The sequence below is a fragment of the Schaalia sp. 19OD2882 genome (genome assembly GCF_018986735.1).
In the GTDB taxonomy this organism is placed as follows: domain Bacteria; phylum Actinomycetota; class Actinomycetes; order Actinomycetales; family Actinomycetaceae; genus Pauljensenia.
Genome location: NZ_CP065521.1, coordinates 2,496,332 through 2,518,401 on the forward strand (window position 1 = coordinate 2,496,332; position 22,070 = coordinate 2,518,401).

General features: G+C 64.8%; 18 protein-coding genes and 3 pseudogenes. 16 read left to right on the forward strand and 5 right to left on the reverse strand.

Features of this window, described 5'->3' with window-relative positions; translation table 11 throughout:
• Positions 1-107: 107 nt before the first annotated feature.
• Entirely contained in the window at positions 108-2,180 is a 2,073-nt protein-coding gene (locus I6B53_RS10715; protein WP_216764201.1) for a serine/threonine-protein kinase, read from the forward strand.
• Between the two features lie 98 nt (positions 2,181-2,278).
• Positions 2,279-2,563, forward strand: a complete 285-nt coding sequence (locus I6B53_RS10720; RefSeq protein ID WP_216764202.1) for a hypothetical protein — start codon at positions 2,279-2,281, stop codon at positions 2,561-2,563.
• Between the two features lie 476 nt (positions 2,564-3,039).
• Here the strand turns inward: I6B53_RS10720 and I6B53_RS10725 are convergent, their stop codons facing one another.
• Positions 3,040-3,258 carry a hypothetical protein gene (locus tag I6B53_RS10725; RefSeq protein WP_216764203.1) on the reverse strand — a complete coding sequence of 73 codons (219 nt, stop codon included), beginning with the start codon at positions 3,256-3,258 and terminating at the stop codon, positions 3,040-3,042.
• Between the two features lie 367 nt (positions 3,259-3,625).
• On the opposite strand from I6B53_RS10725, the pseudogene I6B53_RS11325 reads away from it, so the two are divergent.
• The 11 genes and pseudogenes from I6B53_RS11325 to I6B53_RS10775 all read left to right on the forward strand — a co-directional run.
• Positions 3,626-3,736: pseudogene (locus I6B53_RS11325) on the forward strand (DUF6531 domain-containing protein); the annotation flags it as partial.
• A 308-nt stretch (positions 3,737-4,044) separates the two neighbouring features.
• Positions 4,045-6,093 (forward strand): hypothetical protein, encoded by a 2,049-nt coding sequence (locus I6B53_RS10735; protein ID WP_216764205.1) that lies wholly within the window; start codon positions 4,045-4,047, stop codon positions 6,091-6,093.
• Positions 5,997-8,696, forward strand: a complete 2,700-nt coding sequence (locus tag I6B53_RS10740) for an RHS repeat-associated core domain-containing protein (RefSeq protein WP_216764206.1) — start codon at positions 5,997-5,999, stop codon at positions 8,694-8,696. Before I6B53_RS10735 ends, I6B53_RS10740 begins: the two co-directional genes overlap by 97 nt.
• Before the next feature lie 55 nt (positions 8,697-8,751).
• Complete coding sequence (locus I6B53_RS10745; RefSeq protein ID WP_216764207.1) at positions 8,752-9,486, forward strand: pentapeptide repeat-containing protein; 735 nt, start codon at positions 8,752-8,754, stop codon at positions 9,484-9,486.
• A gap of 249 nt (positions 9,487-9,735) precedes the next feature.
• Complete coding sequence (locus I6B53_RS10750) at positions 9,736-10,032, forward strand: hypothetical protein (protein WP_216764208.1); 297 nt, start codon at positions 9,736-9,738, stop codon at positions 10,030-10,032.
• A gap of 65 nt (positions 10,033-10,097) precedes the next feature.
• Positions 10,098-10,295 carry a hypothetical protein gene (locus I6B53_RS10755; protein ID WP_216764209.1) on the forward strand — a complete coding sequence of 66 codons (198 nt, stop codon included), beginning with the start codon at positions 10,098-10,100 and terminating at the stop codon, positions 10,293-10,295.
• Positions 10,296-10,798: 503 nt separating this feature from the next.
• Entirely contained in the window at positions 10,799-11,302 is a 504-nt protein-coding gene (locus I6B53_RS10760; protein ID WP_216764210.1) for an SUKH-4 family immunity protein, read from the forward strand.
• An 850-nt stretch (positions 11,303-12,152) separates the two neighbouring features.
• Positions 12,153-12,311: pseudogene (locus I6B53_RS11330) on the forward strand (hypothetical protein); the annotation flags it as partial.
• Positions 12,312-12,358: 47 nt separating this feature from the next.
• Positions 12,359-12,694, forward strand: coding sequence for a hypothetical protein (locus tag I6B53_RS10765; RefSeq protein WP_216764211.1), 336 nt, complete (start codon positions 12,359-12,361; stop codon positions 12,692-12,694).
• A gap of 672 nt (positions 12,695-13,366) precedes the next feature.
• Entirely contained in the window at positions 13,367-14,005 is a 639-nt protein-coding gene (locus tag I6B53_RS10770; RefSeq protein ID WP_216764212.1) for a transposase, read from the forward strand.
• A gap of 82 nt (positions 14,006-14,087) precedes the next feature.
• Positions 14,088-14,786 (forward strand): hypothetical protein, encoded by a 699-nt coding sequence (locus tag I6B53_RS10775; protein WP_216764213.1) that lies wholly within the window; start codon positions 14,088-14,090, stop codon positions 14,784-14,786.
• 49 nt (positions 14,787-14,835) lie between these two features.
• Here the strand turns inward: I6B53_RS10775 and I6B53_RS10780 are convergent.
• From I6B53_RS10780 to I6B53_RS10790, 4 genes and pseudogenes are all read right to left on the reverse strand, one after another.
• Positions 14,836-15,910, reverse strand: a pseudogene (locus I6B53_RS10780) (transposase).
• A gap of 640 nt (positions 15,911-16,550) precedes the next feature.
• The gene (locus I6B53_RS10785) at positions 16,551-17,084 is read right to left on the reverse strand and encodes an SDR family oxidoreductase (protein ID WP_253954039.1); all 534 of its coding nucleotides are present in this window, start codon (positions 17,082-17,084) and stop codon (positions 16,551-16,553) included.
• A complete protein-coding gene (locus tag I6B53_RS11200; protein ID WP_253953883.1) occupies positions 16,967-17,389 on the reverse strand; it encodes a hypothetical protein in 423 nt (140 codons plus the stop codon). Before I6B53_RS11200 ends, I6B53_RS10785 begins: the two co-directional genes overlap by 118 nt.
• A 199-nt stretch (positions 17,390-17,588) precedes the next feature.
• Positions 17,589-18,575: a ketopantoate reductase family protein gene (locus I6B53_RS10790; RefSeq protein ID WP_216764215.1), complete on the reverse strand. Its 987-nt coding sequence runs from the start codon at positions 18,573-18,575 to the stop codon at positions 17,589-17,591.
• Between the two features lie 485 nt (positions 18,576-19,060).
• On the opposite strand from I6B53_RS10790, the gene nrdH reads away from it, so the two are divergent.
• The 3 genes from nrdH to nrdE all read left to right on the forward strand — a co-directional run bounded on the left by nrdH (position 19,061) and on the right by nrdE (position 21,975).
• A complete protein-coding gene (gene nrdH, locus I6B53_RS10795; protein ID WP_216764216.1) occupies positions 19,061-19,324 on the forward strand; it encodes a glutaredoxin-like protein NrdH in 264 nt (87 codons plus the stop codon).
• A gap of 108 nt (positions 19,325-19,432) precedes the next feature.
• Positions 19,433-19,849: a class Ib ribonucleoside-diphosphate reductase assembly flavoprotein NrdI gene (gene nrdI / locus I6B53_RS10800; protein WP_216764217.1), complete on the forward strand. Its 417-nt coding sequence runs from the start codon at positions 19,433-19,435 to the stop codon at positions 19,847-19,849.
• Entirely contained in the window at positions 19,819-21,975 is a 2,157-nt protein-coding gene (gene nrdE / locus I6B53_RS10805; protein ID WP_216764218.1) for a class 1b ribonucleoside-diphosphate reductase subunit alpha, read from the forward strand. Before nrdI ends, nrdE begins: the two co-directional genes overlap by 31 nt.
• Positions 21,976-22,070: the final 95 nt, after the last annotated feature.

The following is a 22,070-nucleotide window of genomic DNA, read 5'->3' on the forward strand; positions in this document are numbered from 1 at the left end:
CATGCGCTCCGATGGGCATCATAGGTTGAGTATCAGTTGTGAGGCACCCCCAAAAATCGGGGGGACCGTCTGAACAGGCACATCGAGCCAAGGAGACAACCATCGACGTGAGCGGGGACCAGGGGACGCGGGTCCCCACGTTGGGCGCGAACTACCGCCTGACGGAGGTCATCGGACGCGGCGCCACAGGCGAGGTGTGGCGCGCGGTGGACACCCGCACCCACAACGAGGTGGCCGCGAAGATCCTGCGTCCGGAACACATGGAGAACCAGGACCTTCTGGACCGCTTCATGCGTGAACGGTCGATCCTTCTGGGCCTGCGTGGACCCGGAGTGGTTCCTGTCCTGGACCTGGTGGTCGACGGTGGCCGACTGGGCATTGTCATGGAGTACGTCCCCGGAGGATCCTTGCGGGACGTCCTGCGGGCCGAGGGCACACTGGCGCCGAACTTGGCGGTTCGCGTGTGTGCGCGCATCCTCGACTCCTTGGCGCTGGCGCGCGGACAAGGGATCGTCCACCGCGACGTCAAACCCGACAACGTCCTGCTGTCCAACCGGTGGCGCCGAACCGGCGAGGCCGACGTCCGCCTGGTGGACTTCGGGGTGGCGGGCATCGTCGCTGCCGGCCAGGGCCACAGGGTCTCCGGAATCCTCGGCACGCCCGAGTACATGTCACCCGAGCTGGTCTCCACCGGCAGCGCAGGCCCGGAGGGCGACGTCTACGGGGTCGGCGTGGTCCTGTACGAATTGCTCTGCGGCCACACGCCCTTCGGCCACGGGGCCGAACCCATGGAGGTCGCCAAGCGCCACGTGCGCATGTCGGCGCCTCCCCTTCCCGTTCCCGCCGACCTGTGGCGTGCGCTGTCACTGTTGTTGGCCAAGGACCCCCAGGCCAGACCCGCTCCTGCGGAGGCGGCCGGACTGCTGCGCGGCCTGGCCCCCGCCCTCGAGTCGCTTCCGGCGCTGCCGGGCCCAGATGGTGAGTCCACGCCGACTCCGACCTATCACCCGGCCACGATGGCTTTCCCCCTGGTGGAGCGGACCCCTCCGGCACCCGCAGAACCGAAGTCCACCTCCACTCCACTTTCCTTCCGTCGCTCGCGAACCCCCAGCGCCGCCACCGAGCCTCTGACTCCACTCGCCCCCGTCCACGTGCCCGCACCCGACGTGGGGGAGCCGGTGGGTCACACGGTGGTCCAACCACTGACTCCGCCCTCGTCCCCCGTCCAAGACGAACCCGAGGAGGAGACGCCGCCCTCCCTGTGGGCACGAGTGCGCCGGCCGCGGACACTGGTGCCCTTGATCGCCCTGGTCTGCGTTGCCCTTGCGGTGGGCGGATGGTTCATCCACCGCCATCTCACGCGGGTGGACTCGCCCCACAGCACGACCCCCCAGTCGGTCACCGGCCCGGTCTCCGCCACTGAACGCGGCACGGCCACGCCCACGGGTCTGGGCACGGAACTGGTGGCGAGTGTGGAGACCACTGATGGGTCGGTGCGTCTGACCGTGACCTACTCTGCGGAGAACGCTCCCCTGCAGGGGCCGTTCCTGCTGGTTCTGCCCCCCTTGGGGGACGAGGGCGGATGCCCGTCGATCTCCTGGGAGTCGCCTGCTGCCGTGACGAGGAACTCGACGGCTGTGACCGGCGTGTCCACCGAATGCGGGTGGGCCCTGGACCCGGGGCCGATCGCCCCCAAGTCCACCACGCAGATCAAGGCGCGTGTGGCTCCGGACACTCCGCTGGACACCCAAGCCCTGTCGACGTGGCTGCGTTCCGTCCACGCAGCCACCGCACAGGCGTTGGCCGACCCGGCCGTGGTCGGCAACGCCTACCCTGTCCAGCGCCTCTCCGGCATCCAGGTGCGGGTGCCCAGTCGAGTCGTGGTCAACACGCCGGTGCCGGTGACAGTGGTGCCCGTGTGGCCCTCGGGCACGGATGAAGCCAACCCCGTGTACGTCAGTCCGTCCAGTGGTGCCCCTTCGACGGTTCTGCAGGCGATCGCCGGTGGTGAGGCGGGCGTGCAGTTCTCGGACGGATGCGCAGGATCAGTGGTCGTGGCCAAGGACGGGCACTCCGTGGCAGCAGTCGGAGCGTCGGCCCAGTGCACACTCAAAGCGCGTGTGGGGAACTTCCTGAACCTGGACTCGAATACGTTTGCCGTGGTCAATTCGGGTGGCTGAGATTTTTCACCACATTTTGAAGTCCCCCTGTGCATGAACTCAGTCCCAGTGTTAGTCTCGGCGGGACATGTGTTGTCCACACCACACGGAGGTATGTCATGTCAGGCAGAGTTCTCAGCAGTGAGCAGGCCAAGACCGCAATCACCCAGTTGCAGAACATCATCAATGGTGGCTTGACCGATCAGATCAACGCCCTGAACACGCAGGGTCAGACCCTTTCCCAGCCTGACGTGTGGGACGGCCCCTTGGCCGAGACCTTCCGCAGCTCGACCTGGCCCGAGACCAAGGCCGCCCTGGACAAGGCCAAGCAGGAGCTGGAGGAGCTTCGCGACCAGCTCCAGAAGATCTCCCAGAACATCATGAGCGCCGGCGGCGGCGCCTGATCTCCACCATCGGGGGTCTGCAGGTGCGCGGGGCGAGTCTCGTGCACACGCAGGCCCCCGCCGGGCATTTCGGGCCGTCGCAGTACCCGTCGACTCCATCACCCGCGTTCCGCTTTTCCGCCCCCAGTAGGTGGCAACATGCCGCAAGGATCCGACCAGATTGGTCCACTCGCCGGTATTGACGAGGACGTGCGTTTTGACAGGCGCGCGGCTGTCGACTTCTCCGCGGCGTGCCGTGTCACGGCGACTGTGATCGGCAATCAGCGTCCGTCGCGCTCTTCGTGGGTGAGTGCCGCGTTGGCGGACTTCAAGGGCTATTACGCGGACTTGTTCTCCCAGAACGCGCAGGTGGAGGTCAGTGATGCGGAGAAGATTGCCTCGGCTTTGCGTGATGCCGCATCGAAGGTGGGGCGTCTGGCTGCGGAGGCTCGTAAGGAGCAGGAGCGTCGTGAGACGGGCCGCCAGTGGAAGCGCGATCATGACAATCGCAATTGGGCTGAGGTGACGTGGGACTTCCTGTTCGGTGAGGATCCACCGCCGATCGGTCCTGCGGCTGAGCCGATCGTCGATTCGGCTCCGGCTCCGGTTCCGGAGCCTCGCACGCCTTTGACGGGGACGGGCGCCTCGGGCGGCAGGTCGTCGGCGCGGGCTTCGGACCTGCGGGCGTTCGCAACGAATTCGGAGGGCGCGAACACCGACTTGTCCACCCGGGCCACGAAGCTGCGTTCGACCTACGAGGCGTTCAGTGCCGGCTGCGGGTGGGGGTCTGTGGATGCCAGTGGCGTGCTGTCGGCCTTCGACACATACATTGCGAACAATGGCAATGACGTGTCGTGGGCGAACACGGTGGCCGCGGCGTTCGAGGCGGCGGGCTCTGATGGGTCGGTGGCCACGATCTCGAATGCGTCGGTGGAGGCGGCGCTGGCGGCTGCAGGAGTGGACGCCTCACGCGCCCCGATTGCGGTGAATCCGGCTTCTGTTGCCGGTGGCCAGGTGACCACGGGGTATGCGGATGATCCGGTGAACACCGCGACCGGGAATTTCGTCGAGCCGGAGATTGATCTGGCGTTTGCGGGTGGGTGTTCGGCCTTGGCGTTCACCCGCATGTACAACTCGACCACCCGGGGTGTGGGTGGGTTCGGACCGGGCTGGTCCAGCCCGGCTGATGAGCGTCTTGTCCTGGGGGACGAGGGTGCGGTGTGGCGCCGCGATGACGGCGCCGAGGTGGCCTTCCCACGCCTTGGCGCGGGGTGGGACCGGGCGGTGGGGGCCAGCGTGTGGCTCACCCGCGAGGAAGGCTCCGAGGACCATGGCGGGGCAGTGTTCGTCATTTCCGATGCGTTGGGCGCACGGTGGGCTTTCGACGAGGCCGGCCACCCCTTGTGGTCCTCGCGCGGCGCGGGCACGGTGGTGCGGCGCGTGTGGGACGGCAAGCGCTTGGTGGCTCTGGTGCATGAGCGAGGCCGTCGCCTTGACGTGGAGTGGGAGGCCAGCGCATCGCGCGCGTACGCGCCTCGGATGGGCGTGTGGCCGAGTTCTCCTATGACGAGGCCGGGCGCCTGGTGGAAGCCAGGGCCGATTCGGGGCGCCGCTCCTACGAGTGGGACGACGCCAGCGGCTTGGTGTGCCGTGTGGTGGATGCCGACGGGGTGCGCGTGGTGGACAACACCTACGACGCCAAGGGACGTGTGGCCACCCAGACCTCGCCCCATGGGCGCATCTCGCGGTACGCGTACATGCCGGGCCTGGTCACCGAGGTCTCCGACGAGGACGGGGCACGGGCGAACACGTGGGTCCATGACCCGATGGGCCGTTTGGTCAGTGTGACGGACGCCGAGGGAGGCGAGCAACGGGCGTCGTGGGACCGGTGGGGCAACCAGGTGATGGTGACCCTGCGCGATGGTACGCGGGTGGTGCGCGAGTTCGACGATCGTGGCCGCATGGTCACCGAAGCCGAGCCCGGGGTGCGCACCCACATGACGTGGGACGCTCTGGACCGCCTACGCCGGGTGAGCGTGACGCCCGAGGGCGGGCGCGAGGCCGTCACCGTGTTCGACTACGAGGGCGAGGGTCGGCACCCTTGCCGCATCACCGATCCCGAGGGCGGCCTGACCCAGGTGGAGTGGCGCGAGAACCTGATGGTGGGCGTGGTGGATCCGACGGGTCGGACCACCGAGTTGGAGTACGACACTTTCGGCGACATTGTCGCGGTGGTCAATGGTGCGGGCGAGCGCGCCACGCTGACTCGTGACGAGGCTGGGCGTGTGGTGGCTTCGACCTCTCCTGCGGGGCGGGTGACCCGCTTCGAGTACGACGAGCGCGGAGCGGTGGTGCGCCGCATTGACCCTGACGGTGCCGCTTGGCGCTACGAGTACTCGGATGCTGGACGCTTGACGGCGACGGTGGACCCGCTGGGTGCCCGGTTGGAGGTCTTGCGTGACGAGTCCGGCTCGGATGTCGGCTCGGTCGATGCGGTGGGCAGGCGATTGTCGAAGGAGATCGATGACCTGGGCAACACCAGTGCCGTGTCCTTGCCGGACGGGTCCCGCTGGGAGTTCGTCCACGACGCCTTGTCCCGAGTCAAGCAGGTCACGGATGCGTCGGGGGCGACGTGGTCCTTGGAGCACGATGCCGTGGGGCATGTGGTGGCCGGGGTGGACCCGATGGGACTTCGCCGCCAGGCATCGATCGGAAGTGCGGGCTTCGGCGAGACGCTGAGCGACGGGACCTCCACGTGGACGATGAAGCACGACCCACTGGGGCGCCTGATCGGCCAGGCCGGCCCCGATGGGGCCGCCACCGCGTGGCGTCATGACTTGTGTGGCCGGGTGGTAGAAATGGTCGACCCTGATGGGGGCCACACCCACCTCGAGCGTGACAAGGCGGGACGGGTCACCCGGGTCATCCTGCCCTCGGGCGCGTCGTATTCGTACGAGTACGACCGGGCAGGCCGGTGGTGTGCGTCGGTGTCCACCGGCGGGGCCCGTTTCGGCATCGAATACGACCCCGACGGGCTGATCGTGGCGGAGACGTGGCCCACCGGCGAGGTCGTGACCACCGAGTACGACCTGTGTGGGCGACCCGTGCGCAGGGTCGAGCCCGGCAAAGGCGTGACCACCATGGCCTGGGACGCATGCGGGAGAGTGGCCCGCTTCCGCGACTCCTACCACGGCAGGGTCAAGTACGCCTACGACCCGGCAGGCCAGGTCATCGCCGTGACCAACGCCTTGGGTGGCACCACCCGTCTGGACTACGACGAGGTCGGCAACCTCATCCGGGTCACCGACCCGGCCGGCGGGGTCACCACGCGCACCTTTGATGCGATGGGGCGTGTGGCCTCCTCCACCGACCCGTTGGGGCGCACCACCCGCTACACCTACGACGCGGTGGGACGCATGACCCGCTTGGTCGACCCGACAGGTGTGGAACGCAGGTGGGGCTTCGACCCGGCCGGCCGACCACAGAAACCGTGGGCGGACAATTGCGTCGCACCTACCACGTGGACCCGGCCGCGCGTTCCATGCGCGTGACGGACCACGTGGGCGATGAGTGCGAGGAATGGCAGTGGTGGTGGAATTGGCGTGGAGACTTGGTCCACAGCACCCAGGACGGCCTGCACACCAGGTGGGAACACGACCTCGACGGGCGCCTGACCCGCTTGACCCGGCCTGATGGGGAGGCCACCCGTTTCGAGTACGACGCCGAGGGACGGGTGTGCGCCTTCACCCGTGACGGCGTGGGGCGCCTTGCCGTCGAACGCGACATGTTGGGGCGCACGGTTGCTGCACATGGGGACGGCATCCACGTCACGTGGCAGTGGGAGGGCGGGTTCCTCGCCCGCCAGGTCGTCCACCAGGACGGCCAGGCCACGGAGGTCACCTTCCAGCGCGACCAGAACGGCCGCATCCTGGCCCGTACCGTGGACGGGGCCACCACCAGCTACACCTACGACGACGCCGGCCAACTCACCAGCGCCCGAACCCCCGATGGGAACCTGCACACCTTCACGTGGGACGTCCTTGGCCGCATGACCGGCCACGACGGACCACCGGGCGCGTACCACTACAGTCACGACCAGGCTGGCCAGCTGGTACGGGCCATCGGCCCCGACGGCCAGGTGGACTACACCTACGACAACCTCGGCCGACGTGTGCGCGAACAGTGCCCCACCGGCCAACGCCGCTACACCTGGGACGAGAACGACCACCTCACAAAGGTCACGACCCTGGTCAAGGACGGCGACCGCCTCCAGGCGGGCAAGGAATGGGAGTTGACCTGGGGCCCGGGCGGGGACTTGCGTTCCATCAACACCACCCCCCTTGTCTGGGACCACCACATGGGCATCCCCGTCCCCATCAGTGCTGGCAATGCGCGGGTGGATGTGGCCGCCGGATTGACATCCATCACCCAACTCGAGGGCGCAGATGGAACCCACGGTGCGAGCCCGGCCCACGGCACAGGTGACCCGGGTGAATGGACCTCGGGTCCGGCAGGTGGCGCCACCCGAACTGCCGTGGCTCCCACGTGGGCCACGACCTGGAACGATCCGTGGGCGACCCCCACCGGGCTTGCGCGCGTGGGCGAAGGCGTCACCATCAGTTCTCGCGCCACACTCGGCTTTGACGCTCTGGAGATCATTGGGGCCCGCGTCTACGACCCCGCCACGGCCTCGTTCTTGTCGACCGACCCCCTTCTGGCACCCGCTGAAGCCGGGTGGGGGCACAACCCCTACTCCTACGCCGCGAACAACCCCATCGGCATGGCCGACCCGACGGGCCTCAAGCCCGTCACAGAGGAGCAACTCCACGCCTACGCCAACGCCCACTCGGGCGTGGTCAGCCAAGCCTGGAACGCGGCCTCAAGCTGGGTCAAGGACAACTGGCAGTACATTGCCGCGGCCGCGGTCGTCACCGCCGGCGTGGTCATGTGCGCCACCGGGGTCGGGGCGGGCATCGGCGCCGCCATCCTCATCGGCGCCGCCACCTCCGAAGCCTTCTCCGCCGGAGCCCAACTGGTCACCACCGGCACCATCGACCCCAAGCGTTTGGCCACCGACATTGCCATCGGTGGAGCCACCGGCCCCATCGGCAGCGGCGTGGGTTCAGCGGTGGGCGGGGCCTTGGCCCGCACAGGACTGTGCCAAGCAGGACGCAACATCCTCACCGGAGCCGCCTCGGCCGCCGTCGAAGGCGGCGTCTCAGGCGGCCTGGACTACCTGGCCGGCCCCGGCCCCCACAGCGTCGAAGGCTTCGTCACCAGCATGGGAACAGGCACCCTGCTGGGCGGCGCCTTCGGCGGTGGTGGTGCTGCCATCGCCAACCGCATGAAGGGCTTGACCGGGTGGGCCTGCTTCACAGGCGAGACCCCCGTCGTCATGGCCGATGGGACCCGCAAGCCCATCAAGGACATCGAGGTGGGCGAGCACGTCCTGGCCCACAACCCCCACACCGGAGCCGACGAGGCCCGCGAAGTCCTCCAAACCCACACCCACGACGACACACCGATCTGGCAGATCCACACCGGCGACCACGGGGTCATCCGCACCACCCGAACCCACCGCTTCTGGGTCCAGGGCAAAGGCTGGACCCGGGCCTGCGACCTCAATACCGGCGACCAGCTGCAGGCCACCCCGGACGCCCCCACCACGCACGTCACCTCCGTGGAGGACACAGGCACCACCGCCACCGTCCACAACCTCACCATCCACGGCCTCACCAACTACTACGTGCAAACCACCACCGGCACCACAGTCCTCGCACACAACACCTACGATCCAACGACCCCAGGCTTCTCACCGGCCATCGCGGTACAAGATGTTGCGCGCTCAGTGGCAGAGCAGGGTGAAGACGTGCTCAAGGCTGCCCTGTCACAAGCTCAATTGAGAGCGATGCAGCGCCATCCATGGCTGAGGCCGGTCTACTTGGGCACAGCAGTTCACAATTTGACCGCGGACTCACTTGATGACATCTTTGGGCGAGGCGTCTTCAAGTACAATGCCAGCAACGGCCCCGATTTCATTTACACGCCGACCGGCACCAATATCGAATTGTCAACCATCAAAGGCCTTGAGAAGCACATCATGAAAGCCGCCACAGATCCACGTTATGCAGACTGCTTTTTCGTGACAGACTAGCAAACCACCGACATTGCAGCCATGGAATCACGGAAGAAAGGTGGGCCAATAGGACATGTACATCTTGAACATGCCACACAATCTGGGCACGATGCTCACCAGTGACACACAGAGAGTGGTTGGCGAGGACTGGTCGAATGCGAAAGTTGATGAGTTCGCCGTCAATGGAACCTTGTTCGAGGACTGCATATTCGACCGACTCAGGGTGAAACAATTCAATACCGGCGGACTTGGAGTGGTGACCGAGTTTGTCAACTGCTCCTTCGAAGATGCCAACATCATTTTCCGCTCAAGCAATCCCGCCAGCTTCATTGACTGTTCATTTCGAGGCGCGCGACTGCGTGGAATTAACCATGACAGACTCACCCTGATTGACTGCGACTTTCGGGAGGCAGTCCTACGCCAGTGCATCTTTCGTGCGCACTCGATTCTCTCCAAGCATGAGGACTCAAACCCAATCCCTAACGAAATTCGCGGAAACAATTTCTCAACTGCCACGCTCGTCGACTGCGCATTCCGCCTTGGGGTGGACCTGACCCTGCAACAAATGCCCACAGGTGCAGACTATGCTTGGACGCCCGATGGAGACAAGGCTTTGGACCGGGTCGAAGCACTCGTCAACTCCTGGTGCGACACCTTCCCTGAAGACCATGAGGAATTCGAAGGCTGGCTTGAAATCTGGCGCGAGGACTTGCAAAACGGACAGCACCATCTGTTTGTGACACACCACAAACCAACAATGAGTGAGCGAGGTTTCGCGCAGATCCGGCAGGCGATTCTGAACACATGAGTGTTCAGGGCAGATTCGACAAATCGCTCAATCCTGACTCAAGCAACTTGAGTGACCCGGTTAGGGGGTTGAGTCGATTCCGAGGGTGGTGAGGATGGTGCGGGTGTCGCGGTTGAGGGGTCTGCGGCGGTGTAGGCGTGGGCGCCCGGGCGGATGGTGATTTCTTGGAGGGGGCGTAGGGTTCGCGCGAGTTTCTTGATGCTGATGCCGGTGGCGGTTTGGAAGTGGCGGGTCACGGCCAGGGCGGTGATGACTGACATGCACACTGCTTTTTGGACAGGTGATCGAGAGGAGATTGAGGTGGGTTCTGAGGGCGGACTGTGTGTCGGAGATGCCGAGTTCTTGCGCGAGCACCTGGACGAGGTGGAAGCCATGATGGCTCCCGAGAAGTGGAACGACTTCCGACGCGATGTTCAGCGCGCCGCAGTCGAACAGCAGAAGAAGGAGAATTCCGTTCGCCACGGGACTGCGTTTGAAGGTGTTTTGCGTTTGAGTTCGGGGAGGATGTCGCTGGCGGGTTTGGTCCAAGAAAACAGTGTGCTGTGATGGTTCTGTCGCGTGTCAAACCATGTGGCGGGGCTGTTGTGCAGGTCCTGAAGGAGTGTTCGGCCATGGGTGGGTCACCGTCCATTCCGGCGCAGATGAAGACCCGGATCGTGTTGAGTGTGCTGGCCGGCGAGGTCTCGGTCGTCGAGGCCGCACGCAGGGAGAAGGCCACTGAGCAGTCGATCGGCAGGTGGAAGGGGTCACTTCCTGGAGGCCGAGCGAGCCGCACTGGTGGCAGGCCGATCTGGCCGGTCCTCACGTGAACAGCACTCGGGTGGCCTCGGGTGGCTGAACCGACCCCGGGCGCTGGGTGAAGCCCACCTGGAGGTGCGGGTGTGGAACAAGGTCAGCCGAGGGCCGCTTGGGCCCCTCACAGGACCTCGAGGTGATCCGCGTGGAGGCGGTCATGTCGAGGGCGAGGTTGTGCGGGCTGCTCGACATGCCCGAACGCACTTGGCGCCGTTGACAGGCCAAAACCCGCGCTGCGGCCCCTGTGAGGGGCCCATGACCGCCTCCTGCCCGTCAAGGGGTGCGAGACCTCGTCCTCAAGCACGCATTGACTCACCCGGCGTGAGAGCACCGTAAGATCTGGGCGAAGGTGCACCACGAGGGTCACGAGGTCTCCGTCCACAGTCTTGCATCCGCTGCGCGATGAGGGCCTGATCCTTTCCGCAGGCCACCAGAAGGAACACCGCAGACGGAAACAACGCAGCACTTCGCGCAGACTCCAACGCAGCACTCAGACAATCAGTAAGGGATCTTTTCCATGGAAACCGTTGACCTCCCCCTCGCACCGGAGCCCCCATCCCTTGGAGGGGCCACTGACCTCCTTGGCATGTTGGGTGAACACCCGCAGCTCCACCATCTACCGGAGGTGGAAGTCTTTGCTCCGATCACCCCGGCCCGGTGGATCGCGGACCAGAGCGCCCTCGTCTTCGCCCGAGGACGTGTCGGAGAACGCCTGGCACTGGACGCACACACGGGAGGCGTGGTCGTCCTCGTCGACATGGACGAGCACCCAAGGCCGGTCAACTCCAGCCTGGAGGCGTACAACGCCTGCGTGGACGCTCTCGCCTTCGGCGCCCCCTACAACGACGACCCCGACAGCGACCAGGACCCGCTGACAGAGGCGACCCTGGCCCTGCTGCGCACATTCGAGGAGATCGACCCGGGTTGCGCCGATGACGACCGTTTCTGGAGTGAGATCGCCTGGGACGTGTCCATGGGAAGCTGGTCCTCAGACGACCTGACCCGTAGTCGGCCAGTCTGACGAGAGGGAGCCGAAACACTCCGCTGGGAATGCAAGCGGACCTACGGGGGCACGCCCGGTCAGAGACTTCGGTGTGTCAGTCGGTTCAAGCATTGTTGGTGGCGGTCCGCTTCCGCAGAGCCCGAAGGACGCGGCAAACGGAGCCTCAACTTTCCTTAGTGCAACTGATGCGCGACAACTACTCAAGAGCGGTAAACTCCATGAGCCAACCGAGAGAACAACCTTCCGGAAGGACTTGCGGTACACGCAGACGGTGCGGATGTTGGCGGAGATGCGCCGCAGGGGCACCGAACGATTTTCCCAACAGTTCAGATGACAGCAGACGAGTTCAACGAAAAGCTGAAATATCTTCCTTGGAACCGTATTTCAGAAGGATGATAAGTACGCAACCCGCACAGCAGATCATTCAGCGTTCGTGCAACCTCGCCTGGGAATCCACGAGGCTGCTTGCTCAGAGCGACGCCCGGCTTCAGCTCTACGAGGTGCTGAGATCCTGGATCGAGCCCACACCCGGCGAACACCCCACCGCGCCACTACGCCGTCGATTCGCGGATGTGGCCATGCTCGCCGGTCATCTCTCGACAGATGACTTTGCCCGCTTGTGTCCCCTGATACTTCCCACCCTGTTCATGGACAAGCGGCGCGGAACGATGCTGCGCTTGCTCGGTCACCTGAGTTTCGACCAGATGCGCTCGATCGGCTCCCCGTATCGAGGAGGAGGTCAACAGTCCCATCCAGGACTACTGGACCTACTGGGATGCCGCAGTCGTGCGCCACTGCCTAGTGGTTGTACGAGGAGCGAGACCGAGTCATCGAGAAGGCGCGAGCCCACGAAGACCCGGAATCGCCCGTGCTGATCTCCCCGGAGGTCGACGACTCCTCGTGGGAGACTCGCAAGGTCGAGGTCTTCCCCGACGGGCGGATGGGGTTCGCCACCGCCGATCACGAGGTCGGGGGTTCCATCCGCGCGGAGGTTCCCCAGCCGTGCCTGGACGACATCAATGCCGAAAGCGAGTTCAACGCCGTGACCATCGATGCCCGCACCTTCGAGGTTTTGTGGTCACTGGCCCACCGCGACGAAGGACGACCACGACCCCTGACGAGTTCTCCCGATTCCTCATTGACGAGGGCGTGCGCGAAGACAGTTTCGTCCACCGTCTTCGCTTCATCAGTTTCGATCCCGAGGGCGCCCGGCGCACCCTGGAAGCCGTGCGCGCCCTCGCAGACGCGCTGCCCGCGCAGGTCAACGCGCAGGCGGTTTCGGACCTCATGTACCTGCCGATTCTGGCGTACTGGCGACCCGACGCTTTGCCGGAGGAACAGCAGTCACAGCTCGACGTCTTCGTCGGCGACCTGTTCGACGCATTGCTGCCCCTGCAATCCAATCACTGACGGCCGCTACGCGGAAGGACCTGCCATGAACGACCTGCCGCCAAGCGGTGACCAGGCGGATCGGGGAGCAAACCAAGAAGTCCGGCGAGGAGCCTGACGCCTTCTAGCGGGCGGAACTGGTTGCCAAGATCGAGACAGAAGAGAAAGTGCGCGGGACACGCAAAGTGTTCGCAGCCTTTGACTACCCCTTCAGTGTTTCGAGGAGCCTGTCGGCGATATGGGGCTCTTTGCCGTTGAGTGTGGGGTAAGGGCGGCGCGCCGAAACGTTGGGGTGCACCGGGTAGGGGTCGAAGCCCTTGAGGATCAGAGGACTTCTACCTCTTTTGATCGTAAGGACCTCGACGTGGATGAGCCGACTTCGTGCTGTTGTCAGAGCGACCATTGCGAGCGATGCGACTTGCTGGCTGGGTTGCCAGGACTGAACGCGATCTCGGTTGTGCGTGAGGGCGGTGACGCGTTGACGATCACGGTGGATTCGCCGCCGACAGTGATGGGCTGCCGAGGATGCGGGGGCATCACCCACGCTCATGGCCGGGCCGCTGTGTACCAAATTGATGCGCCAGCTTTCAGTCCACCGATGCGGATCGTGTGGCGCAAGCGCCGCTGGCTTTGCCCAGAGGTCTGCTGCCGGGTCACTTCGTTCGTCAAGCAGGACGAGAACATCGTGGTGCCGTGCGCGAAGTTGACGGCGCGAGCGGCTCGATGGGCGATCGAGCAGACCAATCGCGAGCACGCCTCGTCAACGGTGTCCGACGCCAGCTTGGCTGCGGCTGGCGTACGGTGTGGGACGCGATCAAACCACTCCTACAGGCTGCGGCCCAGGACCCGGCCCGGTTCGAGGAGGTCACCCGACCTCAGGGGGGCGAACACATCAGGCACCACGTGTCCACCAAGCCGATCGAGGACGGCGGGCGTGGCCCGAAAGAGCTGACCGAGATAGTCGATGTGTCCCTGCACCCCGACAGCGCAGGAGAGCTCAGGGTCAGGGCGCGACTACTGGACCTCGTCCCGGACCGCTCTGCTCTGACCTACTGCAGGTGGCTGAGCGATCGCGGCGATCTCTTCCGGGCGCAGGTTGAGGTGGCAACACTCGACCCATTCCACGGGCACAAGAACACCATCGATGACCAGCACGAGGACGCCCGCTCGATCCTGGATGCCTTCCATGTTGTCAAGCTCGCCAGCGCCACCTCTTGGCTGATCGGAGTGCCGCTAGCGGGACCTCGGATCGCGCTCGCCTATGTCACTGCCTTTCTGGGTTGTCACACGCCTGGCAGAAGAGTTCAGAGCGAGTCCTTTCGCAGGATGTAGGGGTTCTCTCGCATTACTGACCGGATGGGTCCAGCCGACAGCGCAGTTTGATCGGCAAGTCTCCTGTGACTAGCCTGAGGGTATGAGCAATGATCGTAACAAACGCCCAAGCCGAGGGGAAGAGATTGCCTTCCTTGCCATGGAGCATGTTCTTGGCGTCGAGATCAAACTTGCTGATGCCGGCGCTGGAGACAAGATGCCGGATGGTGTCTGGGTATATCCAGATGATGGAGACAAACGAGCCATTGTTGAGATCACCTCACCACCTGACACAGAATATATGAAGAGTTGTGCGGAAGCCAAGAGGACTGGTGAACACCATATTGAGAGCGGATCGATAACATTATGCCCGGGCGGACTTGCGCAAGCATTAACCGAAATACTCTCGAAGGACTGGGCTACAGAGAATTTCGACAAGCTCTTGGCGCAGCCGGCCGATGAGCGACACCTCTTTCTGTCCGGCCTGAGCTACAGGAACCAGTTCTACTTCCACCTACTTTCCGAGAAATGTGACGACGGAATTGAGCAGGTCGGCGACCTTGTTCTGCCCGAGGGAATCTCGGATGTCTGGTTCGCTGGTTATTCGACACGTCATCATCTGCAACGGGACACGTTTGACCTTTACTTCACAAGGTTCCAAGTGTCATCGGGCTGGCACTGCCACAAGGTGCTTATTCGGGAGCAGCACTTGCCATCGCCGGAGCCAAGCATGGCCGATGACTGGTTTCCCAAGCACTTGCGACAGCCAAAGGACCGAATGATTAGGCACCCAAATTACTGAGGTTGATTCGAACACCCTCACGTAATCACTTGGCAGCACAACAGAGCCTTCACGCAACAAGACTTTGCTGGCTCTTCGCGACTCGCAGTTTGGTTGGGGGTCCGAGGCCTCCCGTTTCCAGGAGCGGTCTGGCATTGCAGTGGGTGAGCTTGCGGAAGCTGAAGGCTGAACTGTGTAGGTGTTCGAGCCGGCCATGATCGCCTCGGTGAGGCTGTTGGAAGCGCAAGACCGGTCGAAGTGGATGGAGATGTCTGTGGCACCTTTGTTCAGGGTTCGGTCGAGTACTATGACTCCACGCAGGGTGGAGGGCACGCCGCTGCCGATGGCGACGATGAGGGCCTGCGTGAGTCCGCACCCCTTGGCAAGGCGGGGTGACCGATAGGCCGTGATCATCTACTGGTCGACGCTTCAGAAGGCTTCAACCTCAATGTGGCGGTCAGTGGTGAACAACATGGCCAGGCGGGTCTTCTGCCCGGTGGTGAGGAGCTCAAGGCTGGTGCGCAGCATCCGGCGGGCCCGGTACGGCGGAACACAATCGCGAGCATGGTGGCCATGAAGCTGCTGCCGGGCACGTTGCCAACAGTGGTCGAGTGGGCGACCAGCCAACCGGACTACTTGGACCGGAACGCGTACGGGGGTGGCGGCCTTGGAGCCCGTGAAGGCATCCATTGCGACAACCTCCACTGCGGTCCGCCAAGCTTGCGGGCGGGCGGTGAGCCAAGTCTTGATCGCTTGCTTTGGAATTGGAATGGTCTTCGACCATGCCAACAGGCGAGCCGGGCCGGTCTCATTCCTGATTGGGGTGAAGTCGATGACCCCCGATGACGTACTTGTCACCTCAACGGGTGCCTCGCCACACATGTCCGCATTTGCTACAGCGCTAACGGAGCATGGTGACCAACAAGACGCCCGGCAGGCAAACGAACGGCTCGTACGCCATGCGGTCTCCCGGCAGACCGCTCTGGCAGTCACACCGCCGACATCACTCGCCGCGTTTGAGGACTCGGCGAATAAGCACCACCTGATTCGGCTCGATCCGGTGGCCGACCGACGACCTCCAAGCCAAGCCCGTCTAGGCGAGTTAGCGTACTCAGGTCGAGACGAACGAAGGTAGCGTTGGGCAGCGTCGAGGTCTTCCAGATGAGCGGTGTGAGAACTTCCACCCTTGAACCCTCATCCACAGACCGACACACCCGCCCAGACCATTACCTCTACACCCTCAACCGCCAGAAGCAGTCTCACCTGAGTGTTCGGGGATAACTCAGACAATTCTTGTACTGAAACCCCAAACCTCCTGGAGGACCTGGAGAAAGGCACCATCGGCCCGGTCCACTTCTGGGTGCACAGCGATGACAAGATCGTGGAGATTGGGCTCCCCTTGGATGAAGGAAGGTCCGATGAGATCTTGGCCAACCACCCACGGGCACCAAGGCATGGAAGGTCAAGCACGCAGATCTGAGGCGAGTCGGCCTCGATCATGCTGGGACACGGCTACCTGACATGGGGCACGGATGGCGCCGCCCTCGCGACTGCAGACAGTGTCCACCCGTCTCCCGCGTCCTTGCTGCACAAGACCCTGCCCTTCGCACAGAACCTCGGTCCAAACCGGAACCCGGCGAAGGGCGTGTCACCGGCTTCTCAGTGAACGAAGTGCACGCCGTCGCCCTGGACCTGATTCGAGCCTTCAACGAGAGCGACCCGGGTTGCGCCGAGGACGGCCGCTTCTGGAACGAGATCGCCTGGGACGTGTCGATCGCCAGTTGGTCATCTCGACCTGGAGGTGTGAGCCTCACGAACCGCATCCGGCCCGCCAGCGCGCGAACCGCCCTCGCTGTTGAGGACCTGTCCGGTCATCCATCGCCCCTCGTCGCTGACCAGCCATTCGATGAGGCGCGCCGGGTCGTCGGGCCGGCCCACGCGCCCCATCGGGAACATGGGCTCGATCATCGCCCACGTGTCGGCGTCCATCCAGCCGGTGTCGACGGGCCCCGGATTCACGCAGTTCACCGTGATCCCCCGGTCGGCCAGTTGATCGGCCAAGGTCAGCGTGATCCCCGCGAGCGCCGCCTTCGACGCCCCGTAGGCGACCTCGCCGGGCAAGGGTCCCAGCCCTTGCCCGGAGGTCATGAGGATGACGCGCCCTCCCGCACGCCCGTCGTGCTGGCGCGCGAATTCCTGGGTCAGCAGGATCGAGGATCTGGCGTTGACGGCCCAGTGGGTGTCGAGCATCCGGGCGTCCAATTCGCCCAGCGCTCCGTCGCCTCCAGACCGTGCGTGGTTGCACACGAGGATGTCCACATGGCCGAATTCCGAGGTGGCCCGGCCCATGAGGGCCTCGGGGCGTCGGCCTCGGCCAGGTCCGCGGCGACGTCGACCACCCGCTGGTCGGGCCGCGAACATGCCGCCTTCACCTGGGCGACGAGGGCGTCCAGGTCGTCCCCTCCCCACGGTTGGTCGAGGTCGTGGGGGCGATGGTGTGCCAGGACGAGGTCGACGCCGCGCGCGGCCAGACGAGTGGCCACGGCGAATCCGATGCCCTTTCTGCGGCCCACGCCCGTGACGAGGGCGACCCTGCCGTCCAGCGTGTTCTCAGCTGCGTTCATACTTCGACCCTGGCGGCGCCGCAGGCGACGGCGGGCCCGTTCTTCGGTCGGTCGCGACGATGCGCCCACTGCTACCGACTGTGTGACGCTCATGTCGACGTTGTGACCCACGAGCCGACGTCGCAACGTCGGCACGAAGACAGCAACGTCGGCACGAAGACATCAGCATCGATCGGACGAGCCCGAAGATTCGCCGTCGTCACGCCCGCGCCGGCCGTTCCTCCGCATTCTCGGACCCGATCGGGTACGAGGGCGAGGCGAGCGCCCTCGACCTCAACACCTCCCACGCTTCTCCGGGCATCCCACTGCGACGCCGGACGCCCTCGAAGAAGCGGTCGATGGCCACCATCTCCTCGGGAGCATGCTCGCAGTGGTCACTGGCCATGAGTGCACCGATCGGAGTCTTCACCAGCCCCCATGCGAGGGCGTGCAGTGCTCGGCGGCGCCACCCTGTCCTGCCTCCGACCGGGCTTGCGGGGCCCATCCGCACTCCGCAGCGGCGCAGCATCTGGTACCCCTCGGACACGGCCTCCAGCACCCGGCCGATGTCCTTCCAGGTGGCGCGGGTCAGCCGGTAGCCTGTGGACCAGCACAGATGGACCACAGGGATGATTTGCGCCAGGTGCTGCTTGAGCCAGGCGTCCATGTTCGGCTCCCACGTGAGGCGGCACCCCGCCCCACGGAAGGCGGATTCGACCAGGGGCCGAACGGCCGGATCGCACTGTCCCCGCAGCGGGCCGACGACCAGCGGCAGACCCCAGTGGATGGAAACGACCCTGTTTGCCTCACGTCTGCCCGCGGTGAGCTGGAAACCGAAGAGGACGCTCCTGCCAGGGCCGCCGGCTTTCATCGCCTCCAGCGCCTTCTCTCCCTCGGGATTGTTCCCGATGAAGAGCACAGTGGGGCTCGCATTCGCCGCGACGACGGGAACCACAGAGCCCAGCTGGGTCCACTGCATGGCGACCAGGAGCAGGTCGTAGCGGTCGTTCGGCGCCAAGGAGTCGATGACTCGAAGACGATCCACCGTCGTGCGCAACTGCGCCCAGTGTCTGATCCGCAGGCCGTCGCTCTCCAGGGTCTCCTTCCACGGTCCTCGCGCAAGGACGATGACGTCATGGCCCGCCCTGGCCAGGGTGTGCGCCGTCAGCGCTCCGATCACTCCGCATCCGAACACCAGAACCCTCATGTCCCCAGTGTTCCAGCGGCCCACCCGCGACGCGCGGTGTCCGAACATCTCGCCCTGACCCCGACATCCAGTGCCCCTCGGGCGCCCGCACCCCTACATGTGGGGGTGCGACACGCCGATCTCGCACGCAAGTTTCTTGGACCGCGAAGCGTGATCCGGGCGTTTCCTCCACACCTTGTGCACGGCTGCGCCCACAATTGCACCGGGCGTCCTCCCGCATGATCCTCGGCCTCGCAAGGCCTCCAGAACCTCCCGCCCGGGCCCCGTCCACACCCCTTCCACAGGGCCTGTGCGGGACGTGTCACCGGACACACTCGCCACTACATCTTGGGGTCCGAGCCGACTTCAGCCACAAGGTGTAGTGTTGTCACACGTCGCCGGCGCAGCCCGTACCGAGCGAATGACACACACGTGATTACACGGATGTCACCCGGCCCGCGCGCCGGATGACACGCCCCCCACAAGAGCCGAGAAGAGGTCCTGCGATGACGATCACCGTCTACTCCAAGCCCCGCTGCCCCCAGTGCGACGCCACCTACCGCGTCCTGGACAAGCAGGGCATCGAGTACACCTCCGTCGACGTCTCCCAGGACTCCGACGCGCTGGAGTACATCAAGGGCCTGGGCCACCAGCAGGCGCCCGTCGTCGTGGCAGGCGACGACCACTGGAGCGGCTTCCGCCCCGACCGCATCAAAGCCGCCATCGCGCAGATGGGCCAGTCCGCCGGGCGCCTGGTCGCACAGGCCTGAGTCCGCGCACGGCGCGCCGCTCCGCCCTCGTCCCCCGACGAGGGCGGCCGCATGCCCAGCCGACACCACCCTCCACAACGACGCCCAGGACGAAGGAAGGGAACCGACATGGTCAACGTCGTCTACTTCTCCTCCGCGACGGGCAACACCCGCCGCTTCGTCGACAAGGTCGGACACCCCGCCCAGCGGATCCCCCTTCTGCCCAGTGAAGAGTTCCTGCACGTCAACCAGCCCTACGTGCTCATCGTCCCCACCTACGGGGGCGGGAACACCAAAGGTGCCGTGCCCAGGCAGGTCATCAAATTCCTCAACGACCCGGACAACCGCGCCCTGTGCATGGGTGTGATCTCCGCCGGAAACACGAACTTCGGCGCGGCATACTGTCTGGCGGGCGACATCATCGCCGCAAAATTGGGTGTTCCCCACATGTACAAGTTCGAGCTCCTCGGAACGGCCGAGGACGTCTCACGAGTTCGCGAAGGACTGAGCGAGTTTTGGCAGAGAATCTCACCGACACCGGCGTAGAGCCCGCCCCCAGCCCGGAGCTGGACTACCACGCGCTCAACGCGCAGCTGAACCTGTACGACGCCGACGGCCGCATCCAATTCGACGCCGACCGCCGCGCCGCACGCCAGTACTTCCTCACCCACGTCAACCAGAACACCGTGTACTTCCACGACCTGGAGGAAAAACTCGAGTACCTGGTCACCGAGGGCTACTACGAGAAGCAAGTCCTGGACCAGTACGACTTCGCCGACATCAAGGCCCTGTACAAGCAGGCCTACGCCCACAAGTTCCGCTTCCCCACCTTCTTGGGCGCCTTCAAGTACTACACGTCCTACACGCTCAAGACCTTCGACGGCACCCGCTACCTGGAGCGCTACGAAGACCGCATCACCATGGTCGCCATGTACTTGGCGCGCGGCGACGTGAAGCTGGCCCGGATCTTGGTCGACGAGATCATGACCGGCCGCTTCCAGCCGGCCACCCCGACTTTCCTCAACGCCGGCAAGGCCGCCCGCGGCGAGCTGGTCTCCTGCTTCCTGCTGCGCATCGAGGACAACATGGAGTCCATCGCCCGCGGCATCAACTCCGCCCTGCAGCTGTCCAAGCGCGGCGGCGGCGTGGCCCTGTCGCTGACCAACCTGCGCGAGGCCGGCGCCCCCATCAAGAAGATCCAGAACCAGTCCAGCGGCGTCATCCCCGTCATGAAACTGCTGGAGGACTCCTTCTCCTACGCCAACCAGCTGGGTGCCCGCCAGGGCGCGGGCGCCGTGTACCTGCACGCCCACCACCCGGACATCATGGCGTTCCTGGACACCAAGCGTGAGAACGCCGACGAGAAGATCCGCATCAAGACCCTCTCCCTGGGCGTCGTCATCCCCGACATCACCTTCGAGTTGGCCAAGCGCAACGAGGACATGTACCTGTTCAGCCCCTACGACGTCGAACGCGTCTACGGGGTGCCTTTCAGCGAGATCTCCGTGACCGAGAAGTACCAGGAGATGGTCGACGACGGGCGCATCAAGAAGAAGAAGATCAACGCCCGCCGCTTCTTCCAGACCCTGGCCGAGATCCAGTTCGAGTCCGGCTACCCGTACATCGTCTTCGAGGACACGGTGAACCGCGCCAACCCCATCAAGGGCCGCATCACCATGTCGAACCTGTGCTCGGAGATCCTGCAGGTCTCGGAGGCCTCGACCTTCAACGAGGACCTGTCCTTCAGCCATGTCGGCAAGGACATCTCCTGCAACCTGGGGTCCCTGAACGTCGCCAAGACGATGGATTCGCCGGACTTCTCGCAAACCGTCGAGGCCGCCATCCGTGCGCTGACCGCCGTGTCGGACCTGTCGAACATCGCGTCGGCGCCGTCGATCGCCCGCGGCAACTCGATGAGCCACGCGGTGGGTCTGGGTCAGATGAACCTGCACGGCTACCTTGCCCGCGAGCGCGTCCACTACGGTTCGCCGGAGGCTCTGGACTTCACGAACATGTACTTCATGACCGTCGCCTACGAGTGCATCAAGGCGTCGTGCGCCATCGCCCGTGAGCGCGGCGTGAGCTTCGAGGGCTTCGAGGACTCCGCCTACGCTTCGGGCGAGTACTTCACGAAGTACATCGAGGGCATGTGGGAGCCGACCACCGAGGTGTGCCGTGCCCTGCTGGCCAAGTCCCCCATCCACGTGCCCACCCGCGAGGACTGGAAGGCGCTGGCCGCGGATGTGGCGAAGTACGGCATGTACAACCAGAACCTGCAGGCCGTGCCGCCCACCGGGTCCATCAGCTACATCAACTACTCGACCTCGTCGATCCATCCGATCGTCTCTCGCATCGAGATCCGCAAGGAAGGCAAGATCGGCCGCGTCTACTACCCGGCGCCGTACATGACGAACGAGAACCTGGAGTTCTACCGCGACGCCTACGAGATCGGCCCGGAGCCGATCATCGACACCTACGCGGTGGCCACCCAGCACGTCGACCAGGGCCTGTCGTTGACCCTGTTCTACCCGGACACGGTGACCACCCGCGACCTGAACAAGTCCTACATCTACGCTTGGCGCAAGGGCATCAAGACCATGTACTACGTGCGTCTGCGACAGATGGCCCTTGAAGGCACCGAGGTCGAAGGCTGCGTGTCCTGCATGCTCTGACGCCCGCCCCGGTGCATCGGTCGCGCCCATGGCATCCGGCGGGCCCGTGGCCTTTTCCAGGAGCCTCTGCACTGGCCGTTCATGGCCCGTGGGCC

Bases quoted from the DNA above. Each gene is read 5' to 3' on its own strand.
- I6B53_RS10720 (WP_216764202.1), top strand. From the start codon at position 2,279: ATGTCAGGCAGAGTTCTCAGCAGTGAGCAGGCCAAGACCGCAATCACC.
- I6B53_RS10745 (WP_216764207.1), top strand. From the start codon at position 8,752: ATGTACATCTTGAACATGCCACACAATCTGGGCACGATGCTCACCAGT.
- I6B53_RS10750 (WP_216764208.1), top strand. From the start codon at position 9,736: ATGACTGACATGCACACTGCTTTTTGGACAGGTGATCGAGAGGAGATT.
- I6B53_RS10755 (WP_216764209.1), top strand. From the start codon at position 10,098: ATGGGTGGGTCACCGTCCATTCCGGCGCAGATGAAGACCCGGATCGTG.
- I6B53_RS10760 (WP_216764210.1), top strand. From the start codon at position 10,799: ATGGAAACCGTTGACCTCCCCCTCGCACCGGAGCCCCCATCCCTTGGA.
- I6B53_RS10775 (WP_216764213.1), top strand. From the start codon at position 14,088: ATGAGCAATGATCGTAACAAACGCCCAAGCCGAGGGGAAGAGATTGCC.
- I6B53_RS11200 (WP_253953883.1), bottom strand. From the start codon at position 17,389: ATGAACGCAGCTGAGAACACGCTGGACGGCAGGGTCGCCCTCGTCACG.
- I6B53_RS10790 (WP_216764215.1), bottom strand. From the start codon at position 18,575: ATGAGGGTTCTGGTGTTCGGATGCGGAGTGATCGGAGCGCTGACGGCG.
- nrdH (WP_216764216.1), top strand. From the start codon at position 19,061: ATGACGATCACCGTCTACTCCAAGCCCCGCTGCCCCCAGTGCGACGCC.
- nrdI (WP_216764217.1), top strand. From the start codon at position 19,433: ATGGTCAACGTCGTCTACTTCTCCTCCGCGACGGGCAACACCCGCCGC.